The organism is Prosthecobacter debontii, from assembly GCF_900167535.1.
Lineage (GTDB): Bacteria > Verrucomicrobiota > Verrucomicrobiia > Verrucomicrobiales > Verrucomicrobiaceae > Prosthecobacter > Prosthecobacter debontii.
In genome coordinates this window covers 79,483-103,448 of record NZ_FUYE01000001.1, presented here as the reverse complement: position 1 = coordinate 103,448, position 23,966 = coordinate 79,483, and the positions used below count along the sequence as shown (strand labels likewise).

Here is a 23,966-nt window from a genome sequence, read left to right as displayed (position 1 = left end):
GGAAGAAATCCGCAAGCAAGGAGAATGCCAGGAAGAGGTTCTCCCTCGTAAATCGGGGTGTTCAACCCAAGAATACCTCAGACTTTAAACCCACTTTACACTAGGAAAACTCACTCGCTCTATGCGTTTAAAAAGAAGAAATTCTGGTCTTATCCTGTCGTCAGAATCTCGGTTTTGAAGGCAACAAACCCCTTCGACACCATGACTCGCTGGTTAAAAATTAAAATCGCGCTAGAGGGCAAAAAAATTCCGTCGTGTTGCGAGATAAAACAAACCGACCAGTCTCAACAGAGTCTCTTCACTGAAGCGTCCCAACCAAAAGCCAACCGCCCAATCCCAGACTTTGTCTGAAATTGGGCGGTTTTTGGAACATGGGCTCCGATTACTGCATCTCGTAGCTCAACCCATCGGTGGCGCTGAAGCGGGCATTGGACAGATCGACAACCAGGGTCGTGTAAGCGGTGTTATTACTGCGGCGCAGGTTCAGGTTGATCGCAGCAGGATTCACCCCCCACTGGGCTGCGGTAGGTTCTGACACCGTGCCCTGAGCCACCACATTCGGGCGGTCACCGATCCAATGCCTGAAGGTCGTGGTTCCATTCGCACTGTTGAAGGTGAAGTCGAAACCGTGGATCACAGCCGTCGCACCGCCTGGGCCAGCCTGGACTTCGACGGCCTGCCAGCTCACCGTGCGACTAGTGCCGACCACGGACACAGTATTGGGAGAAGAAGCCAAATACTCACCAGCCAGCATCGGGTTCAGCAGGATCGGATTGCGGAAGCCTTCGTTGGCGCTGATCAGCGTCTGTGCTTGACGGGCATTGAAAAACAGAACCAGGACTGGACTTGCAGCGTTACGCCCCATCGTCACTTGAATCGTGCGGTTACCGGAAGGCGTGCCGACATCGAGCACATTCACATTTGGAGCTGTATGCGGCACAGCGGCAATCGTTTGGCCTGGAGCCAAGCGCTCGACATTGTCTACTTTCAAGCTCACCACGTTGAACTGACTCAGGTTCACAAAGGTGAAGCCGACTGTCGCCAGCGTAAAGCGAACCGTGGAGGTGCTGCTAGCGATTCCGCGCTGGAGCTTCATCGGCCCAGTGCGTGCGGTCGTAGGCACCTGCACGGTGTAGGTGCTGGCATCGACACGGCGGACATTCAGACCTTCCACAAAAGTGCCTGAGCGGGTGCCGGTGAAGAAGATTTTCGTCTCCAGACTAGGAACGCGTGGGAAGCGAGCAATGATTTCTTGAAGCTTCGGAGAACGGAAATCTTTGATGATGCTGTTAAAGTTCACCTCCGTGTTGCTAATCTTCACGGTGATCGTTTGTCCCGCCATGGCTTGGCTAGGGATGATCTCATTGATCTGATTGACCAGCCGAAGAGTCTGAGCGGAGGCGGTGGAAACCATCGAGGTCAACAGGCTGGCGGCGATGGTCAGGATAGCAATTCTGCGTTTCATAAGAGTGTGAGTTCGATTTTGAGATTCGGCGGGCGGAAAGGCCGCCCTTCACACCGCAGATGCAGGTCACTCCGAAGACTTGCGCAGATTCTGCAAAAAAAATTTCATCTCTCTCTCGGCCAGGCAAATTCACCTCAAGAACGAATCGCCTCTGCAGCCAGGAAGGCTCAAGATCGCGGCAAGAATGCAACGATCTGAGGCACGCCAAGGATGGCCTCAGGACAGACGCTAAACCGGAGAAATCTCGATCCTCAGTTTCCCTGCAAGTCCGGCCATCCACCCACCTCGTTCTGCGACCGGATCGGCTTATGCCAATCACGATTGCGCACCGCCGCCAAAACACGTGTATCCACCGCATCACATACATGAGAACAACCCACGGAGGCCAAAACCCTCTCCAGAACGGTGGACACGGGGTCTGCCTGAAGTCTGGGTGAAGCAAACAAGGGCGCTGATTGCTGCTGAGCCTGCACCTCCTTGATGAAACCTTCCCTGCCCTTGCTATCACTGAGCTGGATGAGTGACGGATCATCCACATGCACACGCACACCGGAGTGAACCTCGTGCTTCATCACCGCTTGGATCGCAGGAGGTTCCGCTCCACCCAGATAAACATTGCCCATGAATTGAAAGGCGTAGTGTTTACCCGCTGCCGCATCACGATGATCTTCGACACCCGTGGTGTAGCGTGAACCTGATTTCTGATAATCAAACATCACGTTATTCACGGCCTCCATCTTGACCTCATACGCATCCTCCTTGCGCAGATCATTGGCCTCGAATTGAGGTCCGCGCATGACGTATCGAGCAAATAGGCAGTGATGAACACTCAGCGTTGATGCACTGGCATTGAAACCAAAGGCATGATTATCGCCGTAAGGGTGCAGTTCGGGATTGGTCAACGGTTCAGAAATCAGACACCACTGCACCGTGACATTTTCACAATGCACCACGCTAAAAACCTCGTCGCAAGACCATGAAGCCGAGATGTGATCGGCAATGACATCCCGACAGCGTGAGAAAGAAAGACAATCCAGACCATTCGAATTCTTCGGCCGCTTCAGCCCTTGCTCACGATTTCGGCGCTTCGTCGTTTCATCCCCTAGGCGGACACGGAAAGAACGCAGGATGATATCGTGGGTATCTTTAAATTCCAAGGTTCCCCCACGAATGCACACCCCCTGACCTGGAGCATCCCGACCATCCAGGGTCAAAAAGGGCTCTCGGATTTCCAAGGTATCGAGCAGGTGGATGGTGCCCGCCTGCGTAAAGTGGATCATGCGCGGTCCTTTCTGCTGAACGGCCCACCTCAGCATGCCTGGCTGGGGAGCCTTCACATCATCATCCAGCCGATTCACCTCGATCACGACACCGCCCTTACCCCCTCGTGAAAAAGCACCGAAACCGGCCGCTCCCTCAAAAGCCAACTCCTGAGCGTGGAGGCCGTAACAGCCGAAAACACAGCACTTCAGCAGGGTCGCTATCAAAAATTTGTTAGGCATACAGCCCCCAAACGAAGTCAAGACCCACCTCCTAGCAAAGACCTTGGAGAAACCTTCGCATACAAAGGGGGTAGTTAAAGGAGTAACCACCCTTCATTCCCAACCTCTATGAAGTTGCTTCCAGCCCTGCTTTTCCTCCTTCTCAGTCTCAGCCCGGCTCAAGCCGACTCGAAAGACGAAGCCCGAGCAATGAGTCGCGAAGCCTTTAAGTTGGAGCGCGAAATGTATGAAAAGCTCCCTCAGATCGAGGAACGAGTGCCAGAACTGAAAGCACTGCTGGAGCAATCACGTGAAGCATCACGCAGCGTCCAAGAAGCACTCAAGACTCACTCCGCCCTCGCTGAAGCACGAGCGCAAAGAGATGCAGCCTTCAACCAACTGACCACCGCCATCGGCAAGCAGGACGCCGCAGGCAAACAGGCTGCCCAAGACGCTTATCGAAAAGCCGAAAATCACATCACCGAAGAAGGCCGCAAAGTGCCTGAAATCGCTGCACTCATGGAAGTTTCCGCCAACGCCGGAGCTGCCTACATGAAGAAAAAAGAGGAAGCTTATGCCACCCAGCCAGAAACGGCCGCCTTGGCTCAACAAGCCGCCGAGCTACGTGCCAAAGCCAGCGAACTGAGGAGGGCCTCCCGATAGCGATCATCGTGAAATTTCCAACCTCACGAAAGTTCGTGGTGACAGGGGAAACCGGACCGTTTGAGCCCCTTCACTGCTGATTGTGACTTGGCTGGCATTCATGGTTTGCCAAGACACCAAGTCACTCGATTGCATAAACCGTGCGGTAGCCCACCCTATGGACTCAGGCCGCATCGGAACCGTCCAGACCACTTGAGAGGGAGACTGGCTGCGGTCCACACGGGGAGTCGGCCAAGCCACGGAGGTTGCTTGTGCCGCATTCCCATCCGCACGAACGAACTCGATCAAGTTGATCAGACCATCCCCATCGGGATCATCCTCCACTCCCCTCTGATTTTCAGGAACGTCCTGCGTGGCCATCCACTCTTGAAAGGGCAAATCTGAATTCAGTCCCAGGATTTGCTCGATGATTTCCCGATCCGATAGTGCCGTTATCTTCGTCGTGGGATAACGACTCACGAAGGCGTCGATGATCATCTGCGCGATTTTTGCCTGGGGACTCACCGCTGGATGAAAACCATCGCCTGAGAAAGCGTATCGCGGGCGGGAATCTGCATCGGCTTGCCGATAAAACTCAATGCCGCCAATACGAAACGGTAGAGAGATCATGTCCTTGGTCAGTTGATAAACCCCGGGCACGAAAGCGATTCCTCGAGTTTGGGCGAATGTGGCCAGTTGCGCATTCAGATCATCCAGCGCCGCTGTGACCCGAGCCGTTTTCACAGGGTCCGTCGGACACTGAGCTTGCACATCTGGGGCACAGCCCAGGTGTGGCACCGAGACGAGCACGATCGGCAGGGAGGATTTGAGCCCCCGCACGTAATCCACGAGCCATTGCAGGTTGTCCCGGGTCGAGCGGGTGAAGCTGGTTGGAGACTGCCCGTCGTAGATCTGTCGATAATAGCTATCCACATCATTGCCGCCTGCAAAGATGACCACCCGTTCAGCCCCACTGCGGATCTGACTGCTGATTTCCAGCAGGAACCCGAAGTTTCTCAGCAGATTTTTGATCTCGCCTGTGGTCGCTCCAGGAATCGCCCAGTTGTATTCGTGACCGGTCGCACGGCTATCCGCGTAACCGCTGAAGTTCCCGAGATCGAACCAAGTGTTGCGGCGCTCGTGCAAGATTTCAGCCCAGTTTCGGGAATCCCAGGAAGCGGGGTTCTGAGGGAACAACAGGGGAAACTCCACCTCGTATTCCTTCGTCAGGCTATCTCCAATAACCAAGCACTGCTGGGCTGCCCGGAGAGGTAATCCGAGCAGCAGCATCAAAAGAAAAAGGCTGGAGCGAATGACTGACATTCGAATTCTCTGACGTATGGGAACGTCTGGAAGTTCATCCCGGCACCCATTTTGCTCAGGAAAAAGCAAAACTGACTTTGAATTTTCCTGAACGCGGAAGGCGTGTTACTGTTCCCTGCCCTCATGGCCAATGTTTCTCAATCCCCCGTCTGGAGCAGCACTCCGCGCTCCTCTTTTCGCTCCCGTGAAGACTGGAGCCTGAAGTGGTGGATCATGTTTGCCCTGATCTTGTCCTTCCTACTCCATGGACTGCTGTATGTGAGCTTTGACAAAATCAGTGTTTTCCTCGGCCATAGCATCCCCCAACAACAGGTGGCAGCCAAGGTCCCGGAGCGCATCAAGATTGACCCCAAGCTCCTGCAAGAACAGAAAGCCATCCAGGAAATTCCCGAGATGATCGCCCCGGGGAATCAGCCGGATATCAAATCCTTTGAGCCGAATTTGGACAACTTTGACAAGGCCGCCATGATCCCTGAAAACCAGGAGATCGACCTCACACCGAACGTCAAAGAAGTGACCAACTTCATCCGCAATGGTGACTTGGGTGATGGCAAAACCCCTGGGGGCAAAATGCCCGACATGGCCGCGCTTCTCGCGCCCCAGGCCATTGCCACCCCTGATCTCGCCACTGAGATGGCCAGCATGCGCCGAGATGTGCTGTCCAAGCCCGTGTCTGAAAAACAGATGCTGATCGACGCCGGCGGGCTCGACCCCGCCGATGGCGGAGAGGTGGACATGAAGCTGCTGGACCAGGTCAAAGCCCAGGGCGATGGCGACGGTGTGGGGAGCCGGGTGAAGGGTTACAGTAATCTGGACGACCTCCTCGGTGGAGGCGGGGCGATGGGCGGCAGCACAGCCCCGATCCTGATGCCGACGGACCTCCTCTTTGAATACGGTAGCGATCAGCTAGCTGAAGGTGCTCGTCTTAGCCTGATGAAGCTGGGTTTCCTCATCCAGAAAAACCCAGATTCCCTTTTCATCATTGAGGGCCATACCGACAGCTTCGGCGGGGATGATTTTAACCTTCAGCTCAGCATGCGCCGTGCAAATGCCGTGGTGGAATGGCTGCGCAATTCCCTGCGTCTGGGCACAGACCGTGTCCAGGCCATGGGCATGGGCAAAAGTAAGCCCATCGTGACCACCACTGGCACTGTTGAGGAGCAGAGCCTGAACCGCCGTGTGGAAATTAAGGTCCGCCCCCGCAAATAAACTTAGGGCACAGCGTTGCGCTTTGAGAGGCTGAGACGTAACATGAGCAAACAAGAACATTCATGAGCGCCCCTGACGAGTCTAAGGACCAGCGGCTGAAACAAGCCGAAAAAATCACCACCCATCCTGAGCAATACAAAGTATGCGAAGGGTGTGGCTCCATCGTGGTGACACGCGCCGTCACCTGCCCGAGCTGCCACGCTTACAAATTCGACGCCACCCCCGTGCGTGTCGTGGCCCAAGCCAAGGATTTGGCCATGCGCAGCGCCCATTCGGTGCTAAGTTCGGATTTGACCTAGACCGGTTTTCAAACATGGAAGACATCATCCAATTCGATGATGTGGGTTCCGTAGGTGAAAACTTGGGGCGCTTTGGCCAGCTTTTCAGCCAAGGTTGAGGTCGGCAATGGGCGGAATTTTTTGAGCAGGCCAAGTCCGTTCAAAATCTTCAACGCTTTGGCGATCATGAGTTCGCTTGGACGGTCGGTGTTTTCACGAATCAAAAAGCCCGGCCTGAAAATGATGCATGGTTCAAAGCCAAGAGCGGCAATGTGATCGTCGAGCGTGCCTTTCAGTTTGGAATAAAACACTCGGCTCGTGCTGGATGCGCCATAGGCGGACAGCAGGACTGCTCTGACAACTCCATTTCGTCTGGCGATTTCAGCGAATTTTGCGGGCAGGTCATAGTCGATGTGCCAGTGTTTGGCCTTGGAACCCGCTGTTTTCCGAGTGGTTCCGAGGCACGAAAACCAAACGTCTCCTCGGATCAAGCTGGCGACGTTCTCCAACTTCTCAAAATCGGTGATGACCTCGCTATATTTGGGGTGCGCCCGCCCGCTGGGTCTGCGCACGAAAGCCACGACTTCTGTGTAATGCGGGTCTTTTAACAGCACTTCAACGAGGTCTTTTCCCGTGGCCCCGGTGGCACCAATGATCAAGGCTTTCATAAATGTTCGGAGTGCGGCGTGAAGCACCACTTTTGTTGTTATCGTCTGTGCCGGACTTTCTTTGTGCTTTCGGAAAGCGGTATGCCAAAAGCCATCGCATTACACGACTCCAGCACTGATGAGCTTGGCTGGTTTTCCGATTTCCAGAAACACTTTTACGACCTCTTGCGGTTGCGAGAGGAAAGGTGAGTGGCTGGATTCCAGCTCATAGACTCTTTCGATGCCCGCAGCGGCGATCATGCGTTCTTGCAGACCGGGAGAGATGACGATGTCGTTGAGTGTTTTAACATACACTTTTTCGACAGAGCCTGCGCCTTCGGTGGTGAGCGTGACCTGGTTGGTGAAGGGAATGGCGGGTTCGGGCCGATAGTTGGCCAGCACACGTTCCTGCTCGGCGGGTGAGCCGTCACTGATGAAAAGGTCCACCAATTGATCGCGGGCGACATCGAGTGTCAGACCGTCGGTCGATGGGATCAATGCGGGGCCGAGTTTTGAATCGGGATCGGAGTAGGCCAGATCCGTCAGCGATTGCCCTGAGGCCGGAAGGAAGGCCCCGATGTAAACGAGCCTGCTGATTTTATCAGGCACACTTTCGGCCACATGGGTGATGACCATGCCCGCCATGCTGTGGCCGACCAGGATCACTTCTCCTTCAGCTTTTGCAATTGCTTCGATGACCTTGTCCCGGTAAATATCCAGGCTCAGAGCATACGCAGGGGTGTGGTCAGCGCCGTGTCCTGGCAGCTCAACGACGATGACTTGATGGCCTTGTTGGCGTAGATCGGAGCTGACCTGGTTCCAGACATAGGGAGCCTGCCAGGCCCCGTGAATTAAGAGGTAGGTTTGATTTGGTGTTTTCATTTTCTTGAGGGTTATCCGAGTTCAATGAGCGGTGTTAAAAAAGAGACTCATGACCTTTCTGGAGCTGGCACATCGAAGCCATTCAGCAGAGTGGCGATGAGGCTGTATCCGCCGATCAGGAAAAAGAGTTCCGCCACGGCATCACTGCCGAGCAGGCGCGTGGCGTGCTGATAAGTGGACTCGGGGATCACATGGCCGGAGACCAGGGCATGGGCAATGTCATGGGCGACAGCTTGCTGCGGGGACAACCCATAGGGGCGGCCTCCTGCCGCCAGGGTGGCGATCACATCCGGTGAAAGCCCAAAGGCCGCCGCCATGATCTCGTGAGCGTAGAGTTCAAAACGTGCGCCGTAGGCTGCTCCTACGGTGAGGATGGCGACCTCGCGCACGGCCTTGTCGAGCGTGGCGTGATGGTCTAACGAGCGAAGAAAGGTCAGCGCAGGTATGCCGAACTGGGGGTGCCTCAGCATGGGCGAGAACGGGCCCGTCAAGGCGCCAGAGGCATCGAGCATGGTCACTTGGCCCTGACTGCGACCAACTAGGCTGGCGATCTCGTCATGCACCTGGCGGAGTTCGGGACTCAACGTGTCCGGATGGATGGGGGGACTGCGCATGGCTTGTCAGAGTTGAGGTTGGCTGAGTTCTGCGGCGTATTGTCCGCTGATGAGGACAAAGGCCATGCGGCAGATTTTTCCCGAGCGGTTTGCCCAAGCGTGGTTGGTGCCGTTTTGAATCACAATGTCCCCCGCCCGGATCGTGGTTTCTCCGTGATCGACCACCAGTGTGATCTCACCCTCAAGCACGATGCCATAGTCCACCGTTTGAGTTCGGTGCATTAGGGGATGCGGAGCTCCTGCCTGGGCGGTGGCGGCATGACCTCCGCTCATGGATTGAAACTTTTCCTGAGCGGCGGCTGCCGTGAGTTGACGGATTTCTTCGCCCTCGGGAGGGAACTCGATCACGCGAATTCTGGTCCCATGCGATGGCGGAGCCAGTACAAGTCCGGCCTGCTCCGGTTCTTCGGGCTGCGGATGGATGAGTGCGGGAGTTTCCAGGGTCTGCCACACTTCAAAAAAAGTGGGGCCGCCGGGACCTCCCACCAACTGTGAACGCGTGGGGGGCGCTTCGGAGAGAATGATGGCCTGTCCTGCGGCATCATGCCCTGTCACGATACGCCTGAATGGGTGGGATTGAGTATTCATCGACTTGTTTTTGGAGGATGGTTGCTGTTTGCGGGAATGACGTTGCCCGGTTGGGTACGGTTTATGCGAAGTGATAGCGGGACAGCCAGTGCGCGTAGGAGGGCGGCAGCACTGAGGTGGGATTTTCAAGGCCGAGTTCGCGCGCGGCAGCGAAAGGCCAATGGGGATTCCCCAGCAGGGGGCGACCGATCATGACGAGGTCACCCGCGCCTTCCTGGAGCATCGCCTCAGCGAGGACCGGGCTGTTGATATTCCAGGAGGTGGAGCCGGGCAGGCCGGTTTCGGCAAGGACACGCTTGGAGATTTCGCGAAGCTGTCCAGCCCCCCAGGGAATTTTTGCATCTGGAATGGAGAAACCCATGCTGACATCGAGGAAGTCGAGACCGAGTTCTTTGAAACGCTTCGCCAGGGCGATGGACTCCGCCAAGGTTTCCTCGTTGCGATCATCGAACTCGATCACGCCAAGCCGGGCTGCCAGCGGCAGATGTTCAGGCCAGACAGCGCGGACGGCTTCGAGGGTTTCAATCATGAAGCGGGCGCGGTTTTCGGCACTGCCGCCGTATTCATCGGTGCGTTGGTTTGACCAGCGGGAGAGAAAATTTTGCGCGAGATACCCGTGGGCGAAGTGTAGAAGTAGAAACTCAAAACCCATGTCGCGGGCGCGTTTGGCAGCGGCGACGAAGTCAGCCTTCACACGCTCGATCTCCGCCTTGGTCATCTCATGAGGGAGGCGGGGAAGATCACCGCCATAGGCAATCGCGCTTGGCGCGATGGGTTCCCAGCCACGGGGATCGTCAGCAGAGATGTGGTTGTCGCCCTCCCAGGGCAGGTTGGCGGAAGCCTTGCGTCCGGCGTGGCCGATCTGAATGCCCGGGACCGCTCCGCCGGATTTGATGCCATCGGCGATGGGTTTCAGCGCGGCAGCATGTTCATCGCTCCAGATCCCGAGACATCCCGGCGTGATGCGTCCTTCCGGGCTGACAGCGGTGGCCTCCACCACCACCAACCCCGCTCCGCCACGGGCACGTGATTGATAGTGGGCAGGATGCCAGTCGGTGGGCAGTCCATCCACCGCAGTGTATTGGCACATGGGCGACATGGCGATGCGGTTGCGCAGGGTGATGCCTTTGAGCTGGATCGGCGTGAAGAGTTTCGGTTTCATGATGCGGAAGAAATGAGACGGGGCGACTTGGTTGATGCAAAATGACGTTAAGTAAACATCAGGTGTGCCAGGAGCGTTTGTGTTAAGCGATTTTCCTCACAGCCAGACGATGAGTGGCTTTCATTTGTGGGAGGCTCATTTGGCCAGCAGCCAATCCTTCACGGCGATGGAGAAATCAGCCACATCGATAGGGTGGCGGCTGGTGACGATGTTGCCGTCCACGACGACAGGTTCTTCCAAAACGGTGCCACCCGCGTTGGTGAGATCGACCTGGATATTCCAGTAGCCCGTGAGTTTTTTGCCTTTCAGCAAATCCGCAGAAGCCAGCACAACGGGGCCGTGGCAGATGGCGGCGATGAGTTTGCCAGATCGGCTGAAGTCTTTGAGGAACTGGATGACGTCCTTGTCGTAACGAAGGTTGTCCGGGTTCCATGCACCTCCGGGGATGAAAACGGCATCGTATTCGTCCACTTTGATTTCATTCGCACGGCGATCCACTTTGATCCAGCCAACGGGCTGCAAGTATTGGATGGCCATCACGTGAGTCTTCGCCATTTCCGGGACGCTGAGTCCGTAGCGGGCAGGAGGAGCCACGAACTTCGGTGACACGATATCGACCTGCGCTCCGAGCGAGCGGAAAAACCAGACCGGCCCGGTAAGTTCGATCTCTTCAAAGCCATCGGCGACCAGAACAGCGATGCGTTTGCCCTTCAGCGCAGTGGTGTCCTTCACCGGAGTCAGGAAAAAATCCTTCACCTTTTCATTCCCGGGAGCATTGAGGAAACCCGTCACCGGCAGCGTGGACGCCACGGGCTGGGTGGAGAGCTGGTTGATGATGTCGAGCTCGCGGGCGCTGGCGTCCTGGGCTGTTGCGTTGAAGAGGGGGAGCAGACTGAGAACGCTGGCGGTGAAGAGGGAAGTCACAGTTTTCATGATGTTATTTTCTGAGTCGTTTGTTGTTAGGATCCGTCCGTTGTGGATTCATCACGTCGTCAGAGTGATTCAATATTGGTTATAGTTGAAATAGAACGATTCTATTGCCGTGATCTATTTTTTAGATAACCGTTCACCGCATGGAACTGCGTCATCTCCGCTCCTTTCAAACCGTCGCCGAAGAACTGAACTACAGCCGGGCCGCAGAGAAGCTCCACGTCGCTCAATCCGCGCTCAGCCGCACCATCGCCGACCTGGAATTCGAAATGGAAGTCAAGCTGCTGGAGCGAAGCACCCACGGTGTGGCCCTCACCGAAGCCGGAACACTCTTTCTCTCGAAAGTGCGATTGATCCTGGAAGATACACGCGATGCCGTGGCAGAAGCGCAACGCCGGGCGCGTGGCGAGACTGGAACCTTGCGCATTGGCTTCATCGGCACTCTGAGCCATTCATTGCTGCCGCACCTGTTGCAAACTTACCGGGCGCAATATCCATCGGTCGATCTGATTCTCAGCGAGCTCGGTCCGACTCCGCAACGCGAACGAATCCATTCCGGTCATCTCGACTGCGGTTTTATCGGCTTTGCCGTGGAGTCACCTGACCCGGGCTTGGAAATGATAGTTGTCGCCGAAGACGACCTGATGGCCGCCATCCCATCCAATCATCCGCTGGCCAAACAATCCACCGTCGGGCTGGCGGATCTCAAGGATGAGGCTTTTTACCTCACTGCGCAGGCCAATGCGCCCGTGTTCAATCCCTGGCTCATGAAGCTCTGCGAAAACGCCGGATTCCAGCCGCGCATCGCCCGTGAAACCGACCGCGCCGCCACCGTCCTGAACTATGTCGCTGCCGGATTTGGGGTCTCTCTTTTTCCTGCCCGAATCGCCTCGTTCGCCACCCCCGGCGTTCGGTTTCTACCCATGAAAGGTCGCCTGCCGAAATACCAATACAAACTCGCCTGGCTCCGTCGCAGCCAGAGCCCGGCGCTGGTCAAGTTTGTGGAGCTGGTCAAGAAGACGCGCTAATGGGCAGCCTTTACCAAAACATTGATGCTAGCCTATCTTCCAACGCCTCGGGTTCATTGTGAATGGACGGCTTCGGCACATGGAGTGGGGTGGGGTGTCTGGGAGACCGATAGGGTTGTGATGTTAGAATTTGGGCACCGCATCGCCCCAGGCAGACAGGTGATCCTCTTTGTCGGCCCCAAAAGCCTTGTCATGCCTTGCTCGTTGGACTCGCTGCTTAGCGGGTCCGTACTCGTCAGCCTCCTGATAGCTGTTGCCATCGGCTATTGGGTCCGCTTTGCAAAAAGGTAGCGCAACTGTTTAAAGTGGCCCGCACAGGGAGTGTGTGAACCCACTTTGATGACCTTCGCAGCGGCGTCGCCAGCGCGAAGGTCTTGGCCATGCGTAGCTCCCCTTCGGTGCTCAGTTCAGATTTGACCTACACGCAAGGCCGAGCCTGAAAGGCCCTGCGATATAACCCGATATTGATTTTCTTCTCCAACTGGGTTGGCTGCCTCACTTCCTTGCTCATCTCCATCGCAGGCACGGCATTGCTGCCCCTTGTGATGCGCGGCTGTAACGCAGGGATCTGATAGGTTTCGTTTCTTCTTCACTCAGGCATGCCCAGAGTCATCATGCATATGGACATGGATGCGTTTTACGCCTCCGTGGAGCAGCGTGACCATCCAGAATACCGAGGCAAACCAGTCATTGTCGGTTCCCCTCCAGATCAGCGTGGAGTGGTTTGTGCAGCCAGTTATGAGGCGCGGAAATTCAAGGTCCGCTCCGCCATGCCCTCGAGTACGGCGGGGCGCCTCTGCCCGCAGGGCATCTTTGTGCGACCTCGCATGGAGGTCTATCGAGCGGAGTCGGCACGCATCATGGCCATCTTGAAGGAATTCACCCCGCTCATCGAACAAGTCTCCGTGGATGAAGCCTATCTGGATGTCAGCGCTTTGGCCTATGAACGACTGCCGCAAGACACGGCCATTGAAGCCCTGCATCCCATCGCCGAAACCATCAAGGAACGAATCAAGCACGACTGCCAACTGACCGCCAGCATCGGCATCAGCATGAACAAATTTCTGGCCAAGCTCGCCAGTGATTATCAAAAGCCAGACGGGCTGACCCTGATCTTTGATCGTGATAGGGTCGCCTTTCTTCGGCCGCTGCCCATCGGCACCATTCACGGCGTTGGCCCCGTGACTGCACGTGGGCTTGAAGCGATGGGTTTGAAAACCATCGGCGATCTCCAAGACACCACACTTCCCTTGGGCGAGGTGGCTGGTTCGTTTGCCGAAAAGCTGAAAGCCCGGGCTTTTGGAATCGATGATCGGCCTCTGGATCTGAGCGACGAGCGTAAGAGCATCAGTGCCGAAAACACCTTCCTTGAGGATACGGAGCACCGCCCTACCCTGAAGGCCGCCTTGAAGGAAATGGCGCTGGATGTGGCCCAGACGCTCTCAAAGCATGATCTCGGTGCTCTAACCGTGCAGGTGAAAGTGCGCTACAGCGACTTCACCACGCTCACCCGTCAGACTCGCCTGGATGATCCCGTGACCTCAGAGAACGAGATCTACCGCATTGCTTGCTTCTTACTGGCTAGGCATCACCTCGTCACCAGCCCGCTGCGCCTCATCGGCATCGGTGTCTCGACTCTCGTGCCTCCGTCGAGCCATCAATTGCGGCTGCCTTTCTGAAAACGCTCACCGACGGAGAGGTGACAAGGGCACTTGCCGCTCAGCCTCCTGACGCGCGCGCTCTTTCTCGGCATTGTTACGATAAAACAGCACCCCGTTGCGCTTGAGGTTGCCGATTAGATCTTTGAAGTCGTCCTTGAGCACTGGGTCATTCATCAAGGCCCCGAGCAAGCCTTTCCCCGTGGTAATATTGCGGGCGGCGACCGAGAAGCTATCCGCCGCTTTTTTGATGGATTGCAGGGACTCATCTGCGGTAGCCATCGCTCTGTCAGCCTTCGTGATCACCGGGTCCAGCTTCTCCACGATCGGGGTGAGCTTCTGCGTCGTTGCCTCGATGTTTTTAGCGGAGGTTTTAAAGCTCGCTGCCGCCTCCTTGATATCCAGGATAGCGGCCTTCAGGTTCTTGGTATTCTCGTCACCCAGCACTTGGGTGTCGATCCGCGTCATGGTGTTGCTGAGGTGCTCCATGCTCTTTTTGAAATCCTGAATGGTCGTGTCTGAGAGCGCCTCTTGATTCACTTTCCCCATGGCGGCTTTCACATCCACCAACGCGGTCCGAATATCATCCAACACTAAATCCACCTTCTTTGCCACCACCTCGGCTTGCCCCTGCAGATCGGACAATCCGCCGGATTGGCTACCGTCGATGATCTTGTCATAATCATGGGCGAGAAACTGATCCGTCTGTTTGCCACTGGGTTTGATCTCCACCAGGGCATCTCCCATCAGACCTTTGGAACCGATGCCAAAGGTAGCGTCCACGGGAATATCCACATCGTCAAAAATCTCCAGCGTCATCACCACCCCTGTGAAGGTGTCATTCAGCTCAGGATGCTTCTTCACCTTGCCCACCTTGGAACCGCCCAGGAAAACGGGAGAACCTTCTTTGATGCCTGCCGCATTGGGGAAAGCCACACGAAGCTCATAGGTATCCCGAAACAACGTGCGCAAGCTGCCAAACTCCAGAATGATGCCGCCCAGCATCAGCAGGCCTACGAGGAGGAATAACCCCACGAGGATTTCGGTTTTACGATCTTTAGTCATACAGGTCTAAGCACACATACCGGAGCGTCCGGCGATGAAATTTTGAATGTCGGGATCAGGGGATTGGCGCAAATCCTCAGGAGTGCCGAGGAAAGAGATCACGCCGTTTTTGAGCATGGCGACACGATCCGCGATCTTGAACACGCTGCTCATGTCATGGGTGATCACGATGCTGGTCACACGAAAACGTTTTTGCAGGCGGATGATCATCTGATCGATCACATCGGTAACGATCGGATCCAGACCTGCCGTGGGCTCATCATACAACACGCATTCCGGGCGGCAGATGATGGCTCGAGCGATGCCTACACGCTTACGCATCCCCCCCGAGAGGTTGATGGGCATTTTATTTTTATGCTCTTCCAGTTCGACCAACTCCAGAGCTTCATGCACTTGCTGGTCGATCTCGTCTTTGTTCGTGACACCCGCTTCTTTCAGAGGAAACGCCACGTTCTGAGCCACAGTCAGGCTATCAAACAGCGCCGCATTTTGAAAGAGGTAGCCCATGCGCCGCCGGAACTTAACCATCTGGCGCTCATTCATGCTGCAAAGATCCACGCCATCCAATTCCACATGCCCTTCATCAGGGTGCAACAGGCCGATGATATGCTTCAGTAGCACGCTTTTGCCCTCGCCGCTCGGTCCGATCAGCACCAACGTTTCGCCATGGCTGATGGTGAGATCCACTCCCTGTAGAGTCTTCTGCTCGCCGAAGCTCTTTTTGAGCCCGGAGACACGGATGAAGGGAACGTCTGGATTGCTAGGCACATGCATGGCGTCACAGAGCAGTCCCCAGGGGGAAGAAATAATTCAGAAGCATGGTCAGGAAGAAGTTAGCCACCAGCAGGGCCAACGAGGAAAACACCACGGCACGAATCGTGCCTAATCCGACACCAACAGCTCCATTCGAAGCGATGAGACCTTGGTGACAGGAAATGAGCACGATGAGGATACCGAACACAAACCCCTTGATCATCCCAAAGCTCAGATCTTCGAGGTTCGTGTGATCCCGTACATGCTCCCAGAACCAGGCGAAGGGAATCTCAAAGACCCCTGTGCCCACGATCACGGAAGCCGCCAGACCAAACACGATGCACTCCGCAATCAGCAGCGGCATGGAGATCATCATGGCCAAAAAGCGCGGTAGCACGAGATAGTCCACCGGATGAGCCCCCATGACGCGTAAGGCATCGACCTGCTCACTGACCTTCATGGTGCCAATCTCGGCCGCCATGGACGCGCCGACTCGACCCGTGACCATCAGGCCCGCCAAGACAGGTCCCAATTCACGACAGAGGGAAACACTCACAATGCCCCCGACCGTGGACTCAATGCCAAAGTCCTTGAATTTGAAATACGACTGCGCCGTGAACACTGCTCCCGTGAATGCCCCGGTCACCAGCACCACCGCCTGGGAACCGTAACCGATCGTGACGATCTGCTCGGCCATCAGACGCAGTCTCAACGTGCCTTTCGTGACAGACTGCCACAGTTCTCCCAGCAACGCCCCCAACTGCCCAAGATAGCCCAGGAAGTTCAGTAAGGAGCGGCCAGGAATCGCCAAAAAACCATACAGTGCACCCATCAGACATGCACGATGGCACGATGCTGCCGCAAAGGCAACCCACGGTATGCTGTTAAGGCTGCCAGCCCACGGGCTGCGTCCAGGCTTTTTGGAGTTGCCCCGGGGTAGCGGGGTTATCCATCACCTTGTCGGAGATGATGATCGCACGCACATACAGTTCATCCCCCGTCATCTGGTAGCTGGATTCCAGGCTCTCGCTGCTGGCCAGCAGCTTACCCACATCCTCACTGTGCTTTAGACGAACGGGGTAGTTGTCATCCGCAGGGGCAGGCACTTCTTTCACTGCACGATCATAGTTTTTCGGAGTGCCGCGAAACTCCGTGGTGTATTTCACCCCGGGTTCTCCTTTGATTTTGACGGTTAGTTTGCGCGTAGCTGGATCAAAACTCACATCCTCCAAGGTGACACCGCACGACGCATAGAAGTCACCCCGCTGCATGGCCTCCACCAAGGCATTCGGGTCGAGCTTATCCGACTTCACCATCACCCAACCACGTCCAGAAGTCGCTGTGCCACCATGATAGTGATGACTGTCATCGGTGCCCAAAGCGTAAAGCGGAGGCTGCTTCAGCTCCACCAGACGGATGGTGCTGGCGATGTCCCACATGCGATCCGTGGAAGTATCCGCACGCAGAGGATCGCCCTCGGGATAAGTCATGGGGTGACCATTGTACACTTCGAAAAACTTATCCTCAATCACATGGGCCAAATCCTCAGCACTGATGCCCCAACGGAAGTTGGGATGATTCACATGCGCCATGATAGGACGGCCCGTTTTGGCCGCTTGAGCAGCGATATTTTGCAGGTTCTTGCGGATGGTTTCCCGGATTGAAACCAGATCTTTCACCGGCTCAATCGCCTCGGTGATGTTGAGAGCATTGATATGGATGGGTGATTTGGCAAAACCACCTGTGACCTCTTCCGCCTGGACGAGCAGAAACTTGCCCGGCTCCTCCAATTTGCCGCGATACTCCTCTAACGTCTTCAACTTCACCTCCAGGCCGCCTTTTTCGTCCGTGCGGGTGACGAGCCAGTCGTCACCATAACGAGCCTTGCACTTATCGATGACCTTCTTGCCCAGGGTCATTTTTTTCTTTTCGATCGTCGCTTCCGCCACCCATTTATCTCCCTCGGCCAACGTATTGTGATCCGACATGCAAAGGAAGTCATAGCCATGATCTTTATACCAAGCCGAGATCATCTCCGGAAAGTCATTGCCATCGCTCCACAGGGAATGCGTGTGGGTGTTGCCTTTGTACCAGCGGGGCTCGTCGGCGGCAGCCGTCATGGCAATCAAAAGAACGGGGAGCAGGATAAATCTCATGGTGGTTCTTCTTGAACGGAGCCCACAGGCACGAACAATCAGCCATACGCATGTTACATTCTGTTCACGAAACGCTGGCCCATACTGAGGCCCACCTCCTTGCCCTACGCAATGCCGCGGGGCATTGGGAGGGCGAGCTATCCAGCAGCGCCTTATCCACCGCCACCGCCATCGTGGCACTACACGGCGTGGATGCAGCGAAGCATGAGACTTTGATTCAAGCGGGCGCAGCCTGGCTGGTCGCTCACCAAAATGCCGATGGCGGTTGGGGCGATACGGCGATCAGCAAGAGCAACCTTTCCACCACGCTTCTTTGCTGGAGTGCGCTCACTCTGGTCGGGACGCGCCGCACTGCCTCCTCACTGTCGGACACGACGCAGCGTGTCCCTGCCATGCTTGCCTGCGAAACCTGGATCACCACGCAGGTCGGCTCTCTTCAACCAGATGACATCGCCAAGGCCGTCATCGCTCGTTATGGCAAGGACAAGACCTTTTCCGTGCCCATCCTCATGCTCTGCACCATAGGCGGGACGATGGGGAAAAACGCGTGGCGACGCGTGCTTCCCCTACCCTTCGAATTGGCAGCCCTGCCGCGCTCATGGTTCGGTGCCATCGGGCTTCCAGTGGTGAGCTACGCCCTCCCGGCCCTGATCGCCATTGGGTATGCCCGGTTTAAAAACGCCCCACCTGCGTGGTGGAATCCGTTGGGTTGGTTGCGCGCGGCCACATGGGGAAGGATTCGACCGATGCTCAAGACCCTGCAGCCCTCCAGCGGGGGTTATCTAGAAGCGACACCCCTAACCAGCTTTGTCACCATGGCCCTCGCCTCCGCCGGGGAGAAAGATCATCCTTGCATCCCTGGCGCTGTCGAATTCCTTCTTCGCTCCGTGCGAGCCGATGGGAGCTGGCCCATCGACACCAACCTCGCCACTTGGGGGACTACGCTTGCCAGCAAGGCGCTTGGAAGCATAGACACTTACGTTCGCGAATGGGTGTCTAACCAACAATATCAAACGATTCACCCCTTCACCAATGCCGCTCCCGGAGGTTGGGCCTGGACCGACCTCCCCGGTGGCGTCCCGGATGCGGATGATACTGCTGGGGCCTTGATTGCGATGAAACTGACGGGTGACGATGCCGCCCGCAATGCAGCCGCCGCAGCAAAGGGCATCACTTGGCTGCTGGATCTGCAAAATCGCGATGGCGGTATTCCGACCTTTTGCCGGGGCTGGGGAACGCTCCCCTTTGATCGCAGCACGCCCGAGCTCACCGCCCATGCGCTTCTGGCGTGGTGGCTATGGGAGAAGGAGATGCCTGAATCCTTGAAGCTGCAGATTCATCGAGCGACCCGCCACGCTTTGAGTTACTTGCGTAAAAATCAGAGTCCCGAAGGTTCTTGGATTCCACTGTGGTTCGGCAATGAACACACGCCTGATGAAAACAATCCTGTTTATGGAACGGCTCAGGTCGTGGCTTATCTCAGCGGCACGGCGTCTCTGGCCAGCCAGGCCCAAGACTTGATTCAAAGTGGCCGTCGTTACTTGATCTCCGCACAAAAGCCTGATGGAAGCTGGGGAGGAGACAAAAACGCCCCCTCCTCCATTGAAGAAACCGCCGTCGCCTTGAATGCTTTACTGCAACAGGGAGACTTAGCGATAGAACCCGCGCAACGAGCCGTCGAATGGCTCAGCAACGCCACTCAAAAAGGCACTCAGTTTCCACCCTCTCCCATCGGTCTTTACTTCGCTCGACTGTGGTATCACGAGAAACTCTATCCTGTGGTCTGGACACTCCAAGCACTTCATCGTGCAAAAGCGGTCTTGCCCTCCGTTTCCTGAGTCTCTACAACCACGCGCATCCCACCATGAACACATCCCGCCGCACTTTCCTGACCACACTTGCCAGCAGCGCCGCCGCCTCCGCCATCGCTCGTGATTGGACGGGGCAAGTGCCTGAGCGCTACCCCGACCCGGATGTGATTGCCCTCGAGCCCTCCTTTGGCAAATACATCCAAGGCAACTCCCCCCTCCGCCGTCTGCATACCGGCATGCTCTGGGCTGAGGGTCCGGCCTGGAATGGCTCGGGTAATTACCTCGTTTGGAGTGACATCCCCAACAACGCCCAGATGCGTTACCTGCCTGAGGACGGTCATGTGAGCGTGATGCGCAACAACTCGGGCAATAGCAACGGCAATACCTTTGACCTGCAAGGGCGCCAAATCTCATGCGAACATGCCAACCGCCGTGTGGTGCGTTATGAACTCAATGGCCAAGTCACGGTGCTGGCCTCCGAGTTTGAAGGCAAACCGCTCAATGCCCCCAATGACGTGGTGGTGCATCCCGATGGCGGCGTGTGGTTCACTGACCCTGGCTACGGCAGCATGGGAGACTACGAGGGGAATAAAGGCGAACTCCAACTCAAAGAAGCGGTCTATCGCATTGATCCCAGCGGCAAGGTCGAAAAGGTGACCGAAGCCGAAGGCAAGCCTAACGGATTGTGTTTCAGCCCTGACTACAAGAAACTCTACATCGTGGACACGAGCGATGCCAAGAATATCCGGGTTTATGATGTCAAAGACAGCTTGAAGCTGGGGGAGGGCAAGGAGTTTGCAGCGATGAAGATCGACAAGTCGGCGCCAGTTAGTCCCGATAGCCAAAAACCCAATAAGCGTGTCCAGCCGATTCCTCCCACGCTACTTCTCCAAGGGATACTGCGTTCAGGCAAAGGCGGTTCCGATGGCGTTCGGTGCGATGTGGACGGCAATGTATGGGCTTCTGCAGGCTGGGCTGGGGGTGGATTCGATGGTGTGCATATTTTCTCTCCCGAAGGTCAACGCATCGGCCTCATCAGGCTCCCCGAAACCGGCAGTAACCTCTGCTTTGGCGGTCCGAAGCGTAACCGTTTGTTCATCACCGCCAGCCAGTCACTCTACTCGCTGCATGTAAATACCAGCGGCGCACACTTCTGCTAATTCAAGCCAGAGGGCGACGCCTGCCCTTCTTTACAAAACTGCGCCCATTTTATCTTTGCGGTTCGAGCGGTTTGCATGACTTTCCGTTCGTCATGCAAACCATCTCTGTTCTTATCGGCGTGCTGTGCGCGGTGTTGCTCGTCCCAGGGCTCATTCCACTGCTGGGATGGACCTTGTGGGTCACTCTTTTCGGCAGCTTGATCGGCATTATCTTCGGAGCCTTCCCGCAGCGCAAGATCGGCCTAACCATCAACTTGGCCGTGGCCTTCATCGCAGCCCTTCGCCTCTTCCTCGGCGGCGGCGTCATCTAACGGGCGGCAATTTCACACGCCCGTGCTTCACGCTCACATGCGGGTTGTCACGGGCAAGAAATCGCCAGGGGAAATCCACCGCTTGGCTGATGCCCACACGCACATCCGCCACGACCTCGACGGGTTCTGAACGCGCCCGTAAGCCGCAGAGTTTAGGTCTCTGCTTACCCGTCATCGGCGTGCCGTGATGCACGCCACCGATGCCCATAGCCACGGCCAGCTTCCCCGGGCCAGAGCAGAGATCGGTGAGCTTTTGCTTCTGCCGCCGCTCCTGCATTTCCTCAATGCCTTGCCTCGGATCTAAGGCTCGAATCAAGATCAAGCCATCTCGATCTCCTCCCTTCACCAGCAGGTTGAAGAGCCAATACATGCCGTAGTTGAAATAGACGTAAGCCGTGCCCGGTGTCTGGGTCCTGACAAACTCTCGGGCGCTGGGGCGCGACGCAGTGTGACAAGCGGGGTCATTTTCTACAGCATAAGCCTCCGTCTCCACGATGACGCCCGAGCATCCCTCCCAGACCAACTCCACACCAATCAGGTCATGGGCGACGGTGAGCACGTCACGCTTAAAGAAATCTGAATTGAGGAAAGCCATCATGAGCAACCACTGAAGACACGAAACACACGGAAATCTAAAAACACTTTCCGTGTATTCAGCATGTTCCGTGGTTGTTTAATCAAAGCCCAGTCGGGTGATCCACAAATTGCCAGGGCAAATCAAACTGCCCCTGGAGGTGTTGAGCGAGAGCCTTCACACCAAAGGTCTCCGTCGCATAGTGTCCCCCATACAGGACGTTGATGCCCAACTCTTCAGCCAAGGTATAACTCCAGTGCGGGCCTTCCCCCGTGATGAAAGTATCCACGCCCGCCTTCGCCGCTGCGGCGACTTCCGAGCCCGAACCACCCGAGGAAATGCCAATCTTGCGCGTGATCTTCGGCCCACCTGCACAGACATGCACTCGACCACCATCCAAGGCGCTGGTAAATCTCGACACCACTTCCTCCAATGACAAAGCAGACTCGCAGGTCACACCAACAGACATCCCCTTATAATCCAAGAAACCACCGCTAGGCACCAACTGCATAGCCTTTGCAATTTGCGCATTGTTTCCGAGGTCGGGATGCACATCCAAAGGCAAATGCGCGCTGTAGATGGCGAGGTTATTTTCCAAGGCCAAGCTCATGCGCTCAAACGTGGCTCCGGTCCACGGTTGGAGCCCACTCCAAAACATGCCGTGATGTACGATCAGCAGATCTGCCCCCGCCGCGATGGCCTTCTTCACCACGGGCAGCGTCGCGTCCACCGCAGCCACGATCTTCGTCACCTCACCTTTGCGATTGGCCAGTTGCAGTCCGTTTACCGCATTGGAATAATCCGGCAGTTCGCGGATGCGCAAAAGAGTATCGAGGTAAGCGGTGAGGTCGGGTAGATTCATGGGCCAGGGTTGATTTTAATTAGCCTGCATCAACGAGCATTCACCAGCAAGAGATGATCGAGGCCTTGCGCCTTATGCCGAGGTCGCCGAGCGTGCTTCCACCAGATTCTTCCCTGCGGGAAAGCATCTCCACCAGCCACTGGCGAATGGCTTTGAAACCTCGCAGCAGGGCGCTGTCCGTGATCTCTTGCCAGCCGAACTTGGTGGCGATGGATTCCTCCAGCTTACGATAACGCGGCAGCAGGATGATCGAACTGCGTAAGCGTGTGTCTGCATCAGGACGATGCGCCACGCTCGGATGCATCATGCCACGGCACATCACCACACCTTCAGCCACCAGCGGCAGCCTTCTCTCAGGCAGGACCAGCCAGGGGCGATAATGGAAACACACCGCGCCAGATTCATCGTGGTCCAGCCTACCCCAGGTGCGCACAGGCACGCTCTGAGTCCGACGCGCCAAGAAGCCTTTCACACCCTGATCAAGGTCGGCTTTCTCGGCACGTTTGTTCAGGAGAAAATCGCGGCCCATCAACGTGCCAAACAGCGTGAGTCGGAAAGACCAACCCGCCATCAGCAGACCGGCCAGAATGATGATGGAGCATACCACCAACGCAGGAATCGGGCTGTAAGGAATCAAGGCCGCACTCCCCGTCACGATGGCTAGAAGCCCAAGCTTGGTCAGCTTCAAGCCGGCATCCACAATCCCAAAAGGCGACAAAGCGATCAGCACGTTGATGGCATGTGAACTCAACCACACCGCGATGAAAATGAAGACGGAGACAGGCACCGTCAGCCAGGGGGTGTTCAGGGTCGCACCCAGCGCACTGCCGAGCGGTAGCATGGCCAAACCTGAAGCCGCCATGCCATCCATGGCCTGCGGCTGGATGCTCTGAATCTGCGACATCGCCAAGGCCACCAAGGGCACAAACGCTGTGCTTGCCACGAGGGCGCTGGCCTTATCCTCAAACAGTTCGGCAAAATCCAAGGGCTTCTTCACCAAGGCCGGAGCGGCTGCGCCGAGAAAGTCCTTCAAAAAGCACATGCCAATGATCGCCAAACCTGTGCCCCAGGCATACGGATGGCAATACCAAGGCAAACGATCCCGCATCTCCGGAACCGTGTCGTAATATTTCCAGGCCCCAATGGCGCTCATGCCCAGCAACGGGCTGATGGCCACGCCGGTGATCTCGGAGACCCCCTCAGCCAGAGCGACCCCGGGAACGATCATATCCGAGCGCAGCTTCTTCGCTACGGATTCAGCCTCGGGTGAGGCCATGACGTCCTGCCCCATCGTGGAACCGACGATAAAAGGCCCCAGGAGTAACGCAAGGCAGGCGGATTTCAGAAGGCGTGTGTTCATGACCAAG

The 23,966-nt window shown here is 56.3% G+C and carries 24 protein-coding genes; 8 read left to right on the top strand and 16 right to left on the bottom strand.

The features are described 5' to 3' along the window. Positions 1 to 382: 382 nt before the first annotated feature. Entirely contained in the window at positions 383 to 1,465 is a 1,083-nt protein-coding gene (locus B5D61_RS00485) for a hypothetical protein (protein ID WP_078811339.1), read from the bottom strand. A 251-nt stretch (positions 1,466 to 1,716) separates the two neighbouring features. Beyond that, on the bottom strand, positions 1,717 to 2,967 hold the full coding sequence (locus B5D61_RS00480; RefSeq protein ID WP_078811338.1) for a hypothetical protein: 1,251 nt from the start codon (positions 2,965 to 2,967) through the stop codon (positions 1,717 to 1,719). Positions 2,968 to 3,075: 108 nt separating this feature from the next. Between B5D61_RS00480 and B5D61_RS00475 the strand changes: the two genes are divergently transcribed. Then, positions 3,076 to 3,609: a hypothetical protein gene (locus B5D61_RS00475; protein WP_078811337.1), complete on the top strand. Its 534-nt coding sequence runs from the start codon at positions 3,076 to 3,078 to the stop codon at positions 3,607 to 3,609. Between the two features lie 3 nt (positions 3,610 to 3,612). Here the strand turns inward: B5D61_RS00475 and B5D61_RS00470 are convergent, their stop codons facing one another. Next, positions 3,613 to 4,911 carry a GDSL-type esterase/lipase family protein gene (locus tag B5D61_RS00470; protein WP_078811336.1) on the bottom strand — a complete coding sequence of 433 codons (1,299 nt, stop codon included), beginning with the start codon at positions 4,909 to 4,911 and terminating at the stop codon, positions 3,613 to 3,615. Positions 4,912 to 5,034: 123 nt separating this feature from the next. Here B5D61_RS00470 and B5D61_RS00465 point away from each other — a divergent pair, with 123 nt between their 5' ends. Then, positions 5,035 to 6,120, top strand: coding sequence for an OmpA family protein (locus B5D61_RS00465; RefSeq protein ID WP_078811335.1), 1,086 nt, complete (start codon positions 5,035 to 5,037; stop codon positions 6,118 to 6,120). 62 nt (positions 6,121 to 6,182) lie between these two features. Beyond that, a complete protein-coding gene (locus B5D61_RS00460) occupies positions 6,183 to 6,419 on the top strand; it encodes a hypothetical protein (RefSeq protein WP_078811334.1) in 237 nt (78 codons plus the stop codon). A gap of 8 nt (positions 6,420 to 6,427) precedes the next feature. Here the strand turns inward: B5D61_RS00460 and B5D61_RS00455 are convergent, their stop codons facing one another. The 6 genes from B5D61_RS00455 to B5D61_RS00430 all read right to left on the bottom strand — a co-directional run bounded on the left by B5D61_RS00455 (position 6,428) and on the right by B5D61_RS00430 (position 11,224). Beyond that, the gene (locus B5D61_RS00455; RefSeq protein WP_078811333.1) at positions 6,428 to 7,066 is read right to left on the bottom strand and encodes an NAD(P)H-binding protein; all 639 of its coding nucleotides are present in this window, start codon (positions 7,064 to 7,066) and stop codon (positions 6,428 to 6,430) included. Between the two features lie 99 nt (positions 7,067 to 7,165). Next, positions 7,166 to 7,927: an alpha/beta fold hydrolase gene (locus tag B5D61_RS00450; RefSeq protein ID WP_078811332.1), complete on the bottom strand. Its 762-nt coding sequence runs from the start codon at positions 7,925 to 7,927 to the stop codon at positions 7,166 to 7,168. 47 nt (positions 7,928 to 7,974) lie between these two features. Beyond that, positions 7,975 to 8,541: a carboxymuconolactone decarboxylase family protein gene (locus tag B5D61_RS00445; RefSeq protein ID WP_078811331.1), complete on the bottom strand. Its 567-nt coding sequence runs from the start codon at positions 8,539 to 8,541 to the stop codon at positions 7,975 to 7,977. A gap of 6 nt (positions 8,542 to 8,547) precedes the next feature. After that, positions 8,548 to 9,129 (bottom strand): cupin domain-containing protein, encoded by a 582-nt coding sequence (locus B5D61_RS00440; protein WP_078811330.1) that lies wholly within the window; start codon positions 9,127 to 9,129, stop codon positions 8,548 to 8,550. Between the two features lie 61 nt (positions 9,130 to 9,190). After that, positions 9,191 to 10,291, bottom strand: coding sequence for an NADH:flavin oxidoreductase/NADH oxidase (locus tag B5D61_RS00435; RefSeq protein ID WP_078811329.1), 1,101 nt, complete (start codon positions 10,289 to 10,291; stop codon positions 9,191 to 9,193). Between the two features lie 135 nt (positions 10,292 to 10,426). After that, positions 10,427 to 11,224: a DJ-1/PfpI family protein gene (locus B5D61_RS00430; protein ID WP_078811328.1), complete on the bottom strand. Its 798-nt coding sequence runs from the start codon at positions 11,222 to 11,224 to the stop codon at positions 10,427 to 10,429. Between the two features lie 140 nt (positions 11,225 to 11,364). Here B5D61_RS00430 and B5D61_RS00425 point away from each other — a divergent pair, with 140 nt between their 5' ends. Both B5D61_RS00425 and dinB read left to right on the top strand, forming a co-directional pair. After that, positions 11,365 to 12,249, top strand: a complete 885-nt coding sequence (locus B5D61_RS00425) for a LysR substrate-binding domain-containing protein (RefSeq protein WP_078811327.1) — start codon at positions 11,365 to 11,367, stop codon at positions 12,247 to 12,249. 599 nt (positions 12,250 to 12,848) lie between these two features. Beyond that, positions 12,849 to 13,928 (top strand): DNA polymerase IV, encoded by a 1,080-nt coding sequence (gene dinB / locus B5D61_RS00415; protein ID WP_078811325.1) that lies wholly within the window; start codon positions 12,849 to 12,851, stop codon positions 13,926 to 13,928. Positions 13,929 to 13,934: 6 nt separating this feature from the next. Here dinB and B5D61_RS00410 read toward each other — a convergent pair whose 3' ends face one another. The 4 genes from B5D61_RS00410 to B5D61_RS00395 are packed head-to-tail and all read right to left on the bottom strand — an operon-like array spanning position 13,935 to position 17,881. Next, positions 13,935 to 14,972, bottom strand: a complete 1,038-nt coding sequence (locus B5D61_RS00410) for an MlaD family protein (RefSeq protein WP_078811324.1) — start codon at positions 14,970 to 14,972, stop codon at positions 13,935 to 13,937. 6 nt (positions 14,973 to 14,978) lie between these two features. After that, entirely contained in the window at positions 14,979 to 15,746 is a 768-nt protein-coding gene (locus B5D61_RS00405) for an ABC transporter ATP-binding protein (RefSeq protein WP_078811323.1), read from the bottom strand. Between the two features lie 4 nt (positions 15,747 to 15,750). After that, on the bottom strand, positions 15,751 to 16,557 hold the full coding sequence (locus tag B5D61_RS00400; protein WP_078811322.1) for an MlaE family ABC transporter permease: 807 nt from the start codon (positions 16,555 to 16,557) through the stop codon (positions 15,751 to 15,753). 52 nt (positions 16,558 to 16,609) lie between these two features. Next, positions 16,610 to 17,881: a PHP domain-containing protein gene (locus B5D61_RS00395; protein WP_078811321.1), complete on the bottom strand. Its 1,272-nt coding sequence runs from the start codon at positions 17,879 to 17,881 to the stop codon at positions 16,610 to 16,612. A 50-nt stretch (positions 17,882 to 17,931) separates the two neighbouring features. Between B5D61_RS00395 and B5D61_RS00390 the strand changes: the two genes are divergently transcribed. From B5D61_RS00390 to B5D61_RS00380, 3 genes are all read left to right on the top strand, one after another. Beyond that, on the top strand, positions 17,932 to 19,719 hold the full coding sequence (locus B5D61_RS00390; RefSeq protein ID WP_078811320.1) for a prenyltransferase/squalene oxidase repeat-containing protein: 1,788 nt from the start codon (positions 17,932 to 17,934) through the stop codon (positions 19,717 to 19,719). A gap of 26 nt (positions 19,720 to 19,745) precedes the next feature. After that, a complete protein-coding gene (locus tag B5D61_RS00385) occupies positions 19,746 to 20,852 on the top strand; it encodes an SMP-30/gluconolactonase/LRE family protein (protein ID WP_078811319.1) in 1,107 nt (368 codons plus the stop codon). Positions 20,853 to 20,944: 92 nt separating this feature from the next. Then, positions 20,945 to 21,163, top strand: a complete 219-nt coding sequence (locus B5D61_RS00380; RefSeq protein ID WP_139372971.1) for a hypothetical protein — start codon at positions 20,945 to 20,947, stop codon at positions 21,161 to 21,163. Here the strand turns inward: B5D61_RS00380 and B5D61_RS00375 are convergent. The 3 genes from B5D61_RS00375 to B5D61_RS00365 all read right to left on the bottom strand — a co-directional run bounded on the left by B5D61_RS00375 (position 21,156) and on the right by B5D61_RS00365 (position 23,959). Then, on the bottom strand, positions 21,156 to 21,761 hold the full coding sequence (locus B5D61_RS00375; protein ID WP_078811317.1) for a DNA-3-methyladenine glycosylase: 606 nt from the start codon (positions 21,759 to 21,761) through the stop codon (positions 21,156 to 21,158). The two genes, B5D61_RS00380 and B5D61_RS00375, sit on opposite strands and share 8 nt — an antisense overlap. A gap of 79 nt (positions 21,762 to 21,840) precedes the next feature. Beyond that, the gene (locus tag B5D61_RS00370) at positions 21,841 to 22,599 is read right to left on the bottom strand and encodes a Nif3-like dinuclear metal center hexameric protein (protein WP_078811316.1); all 759 of its coding nucleotides are present in this window, start codon (positions 22,597 to 22,599) and stop codon (positions 21,841 to 21,843) included. A 40-nt stretch (positions 22,600 to 22,639) separates the two neighbouring features. Further along, on the bottom strand, positions 22,640 to 23,959 hold the full coding sequence (locus B5D61_RS00365) for a hypothetical protein (RefSeq protein ID WP_078811315.1): 1,320 nt from the start codon (positions 23,957 to 23,959) through the stop codon (positions 22,640 to 22,642). Positions 23,960 to 23,966: the final 7 nt, after the last annotated feature.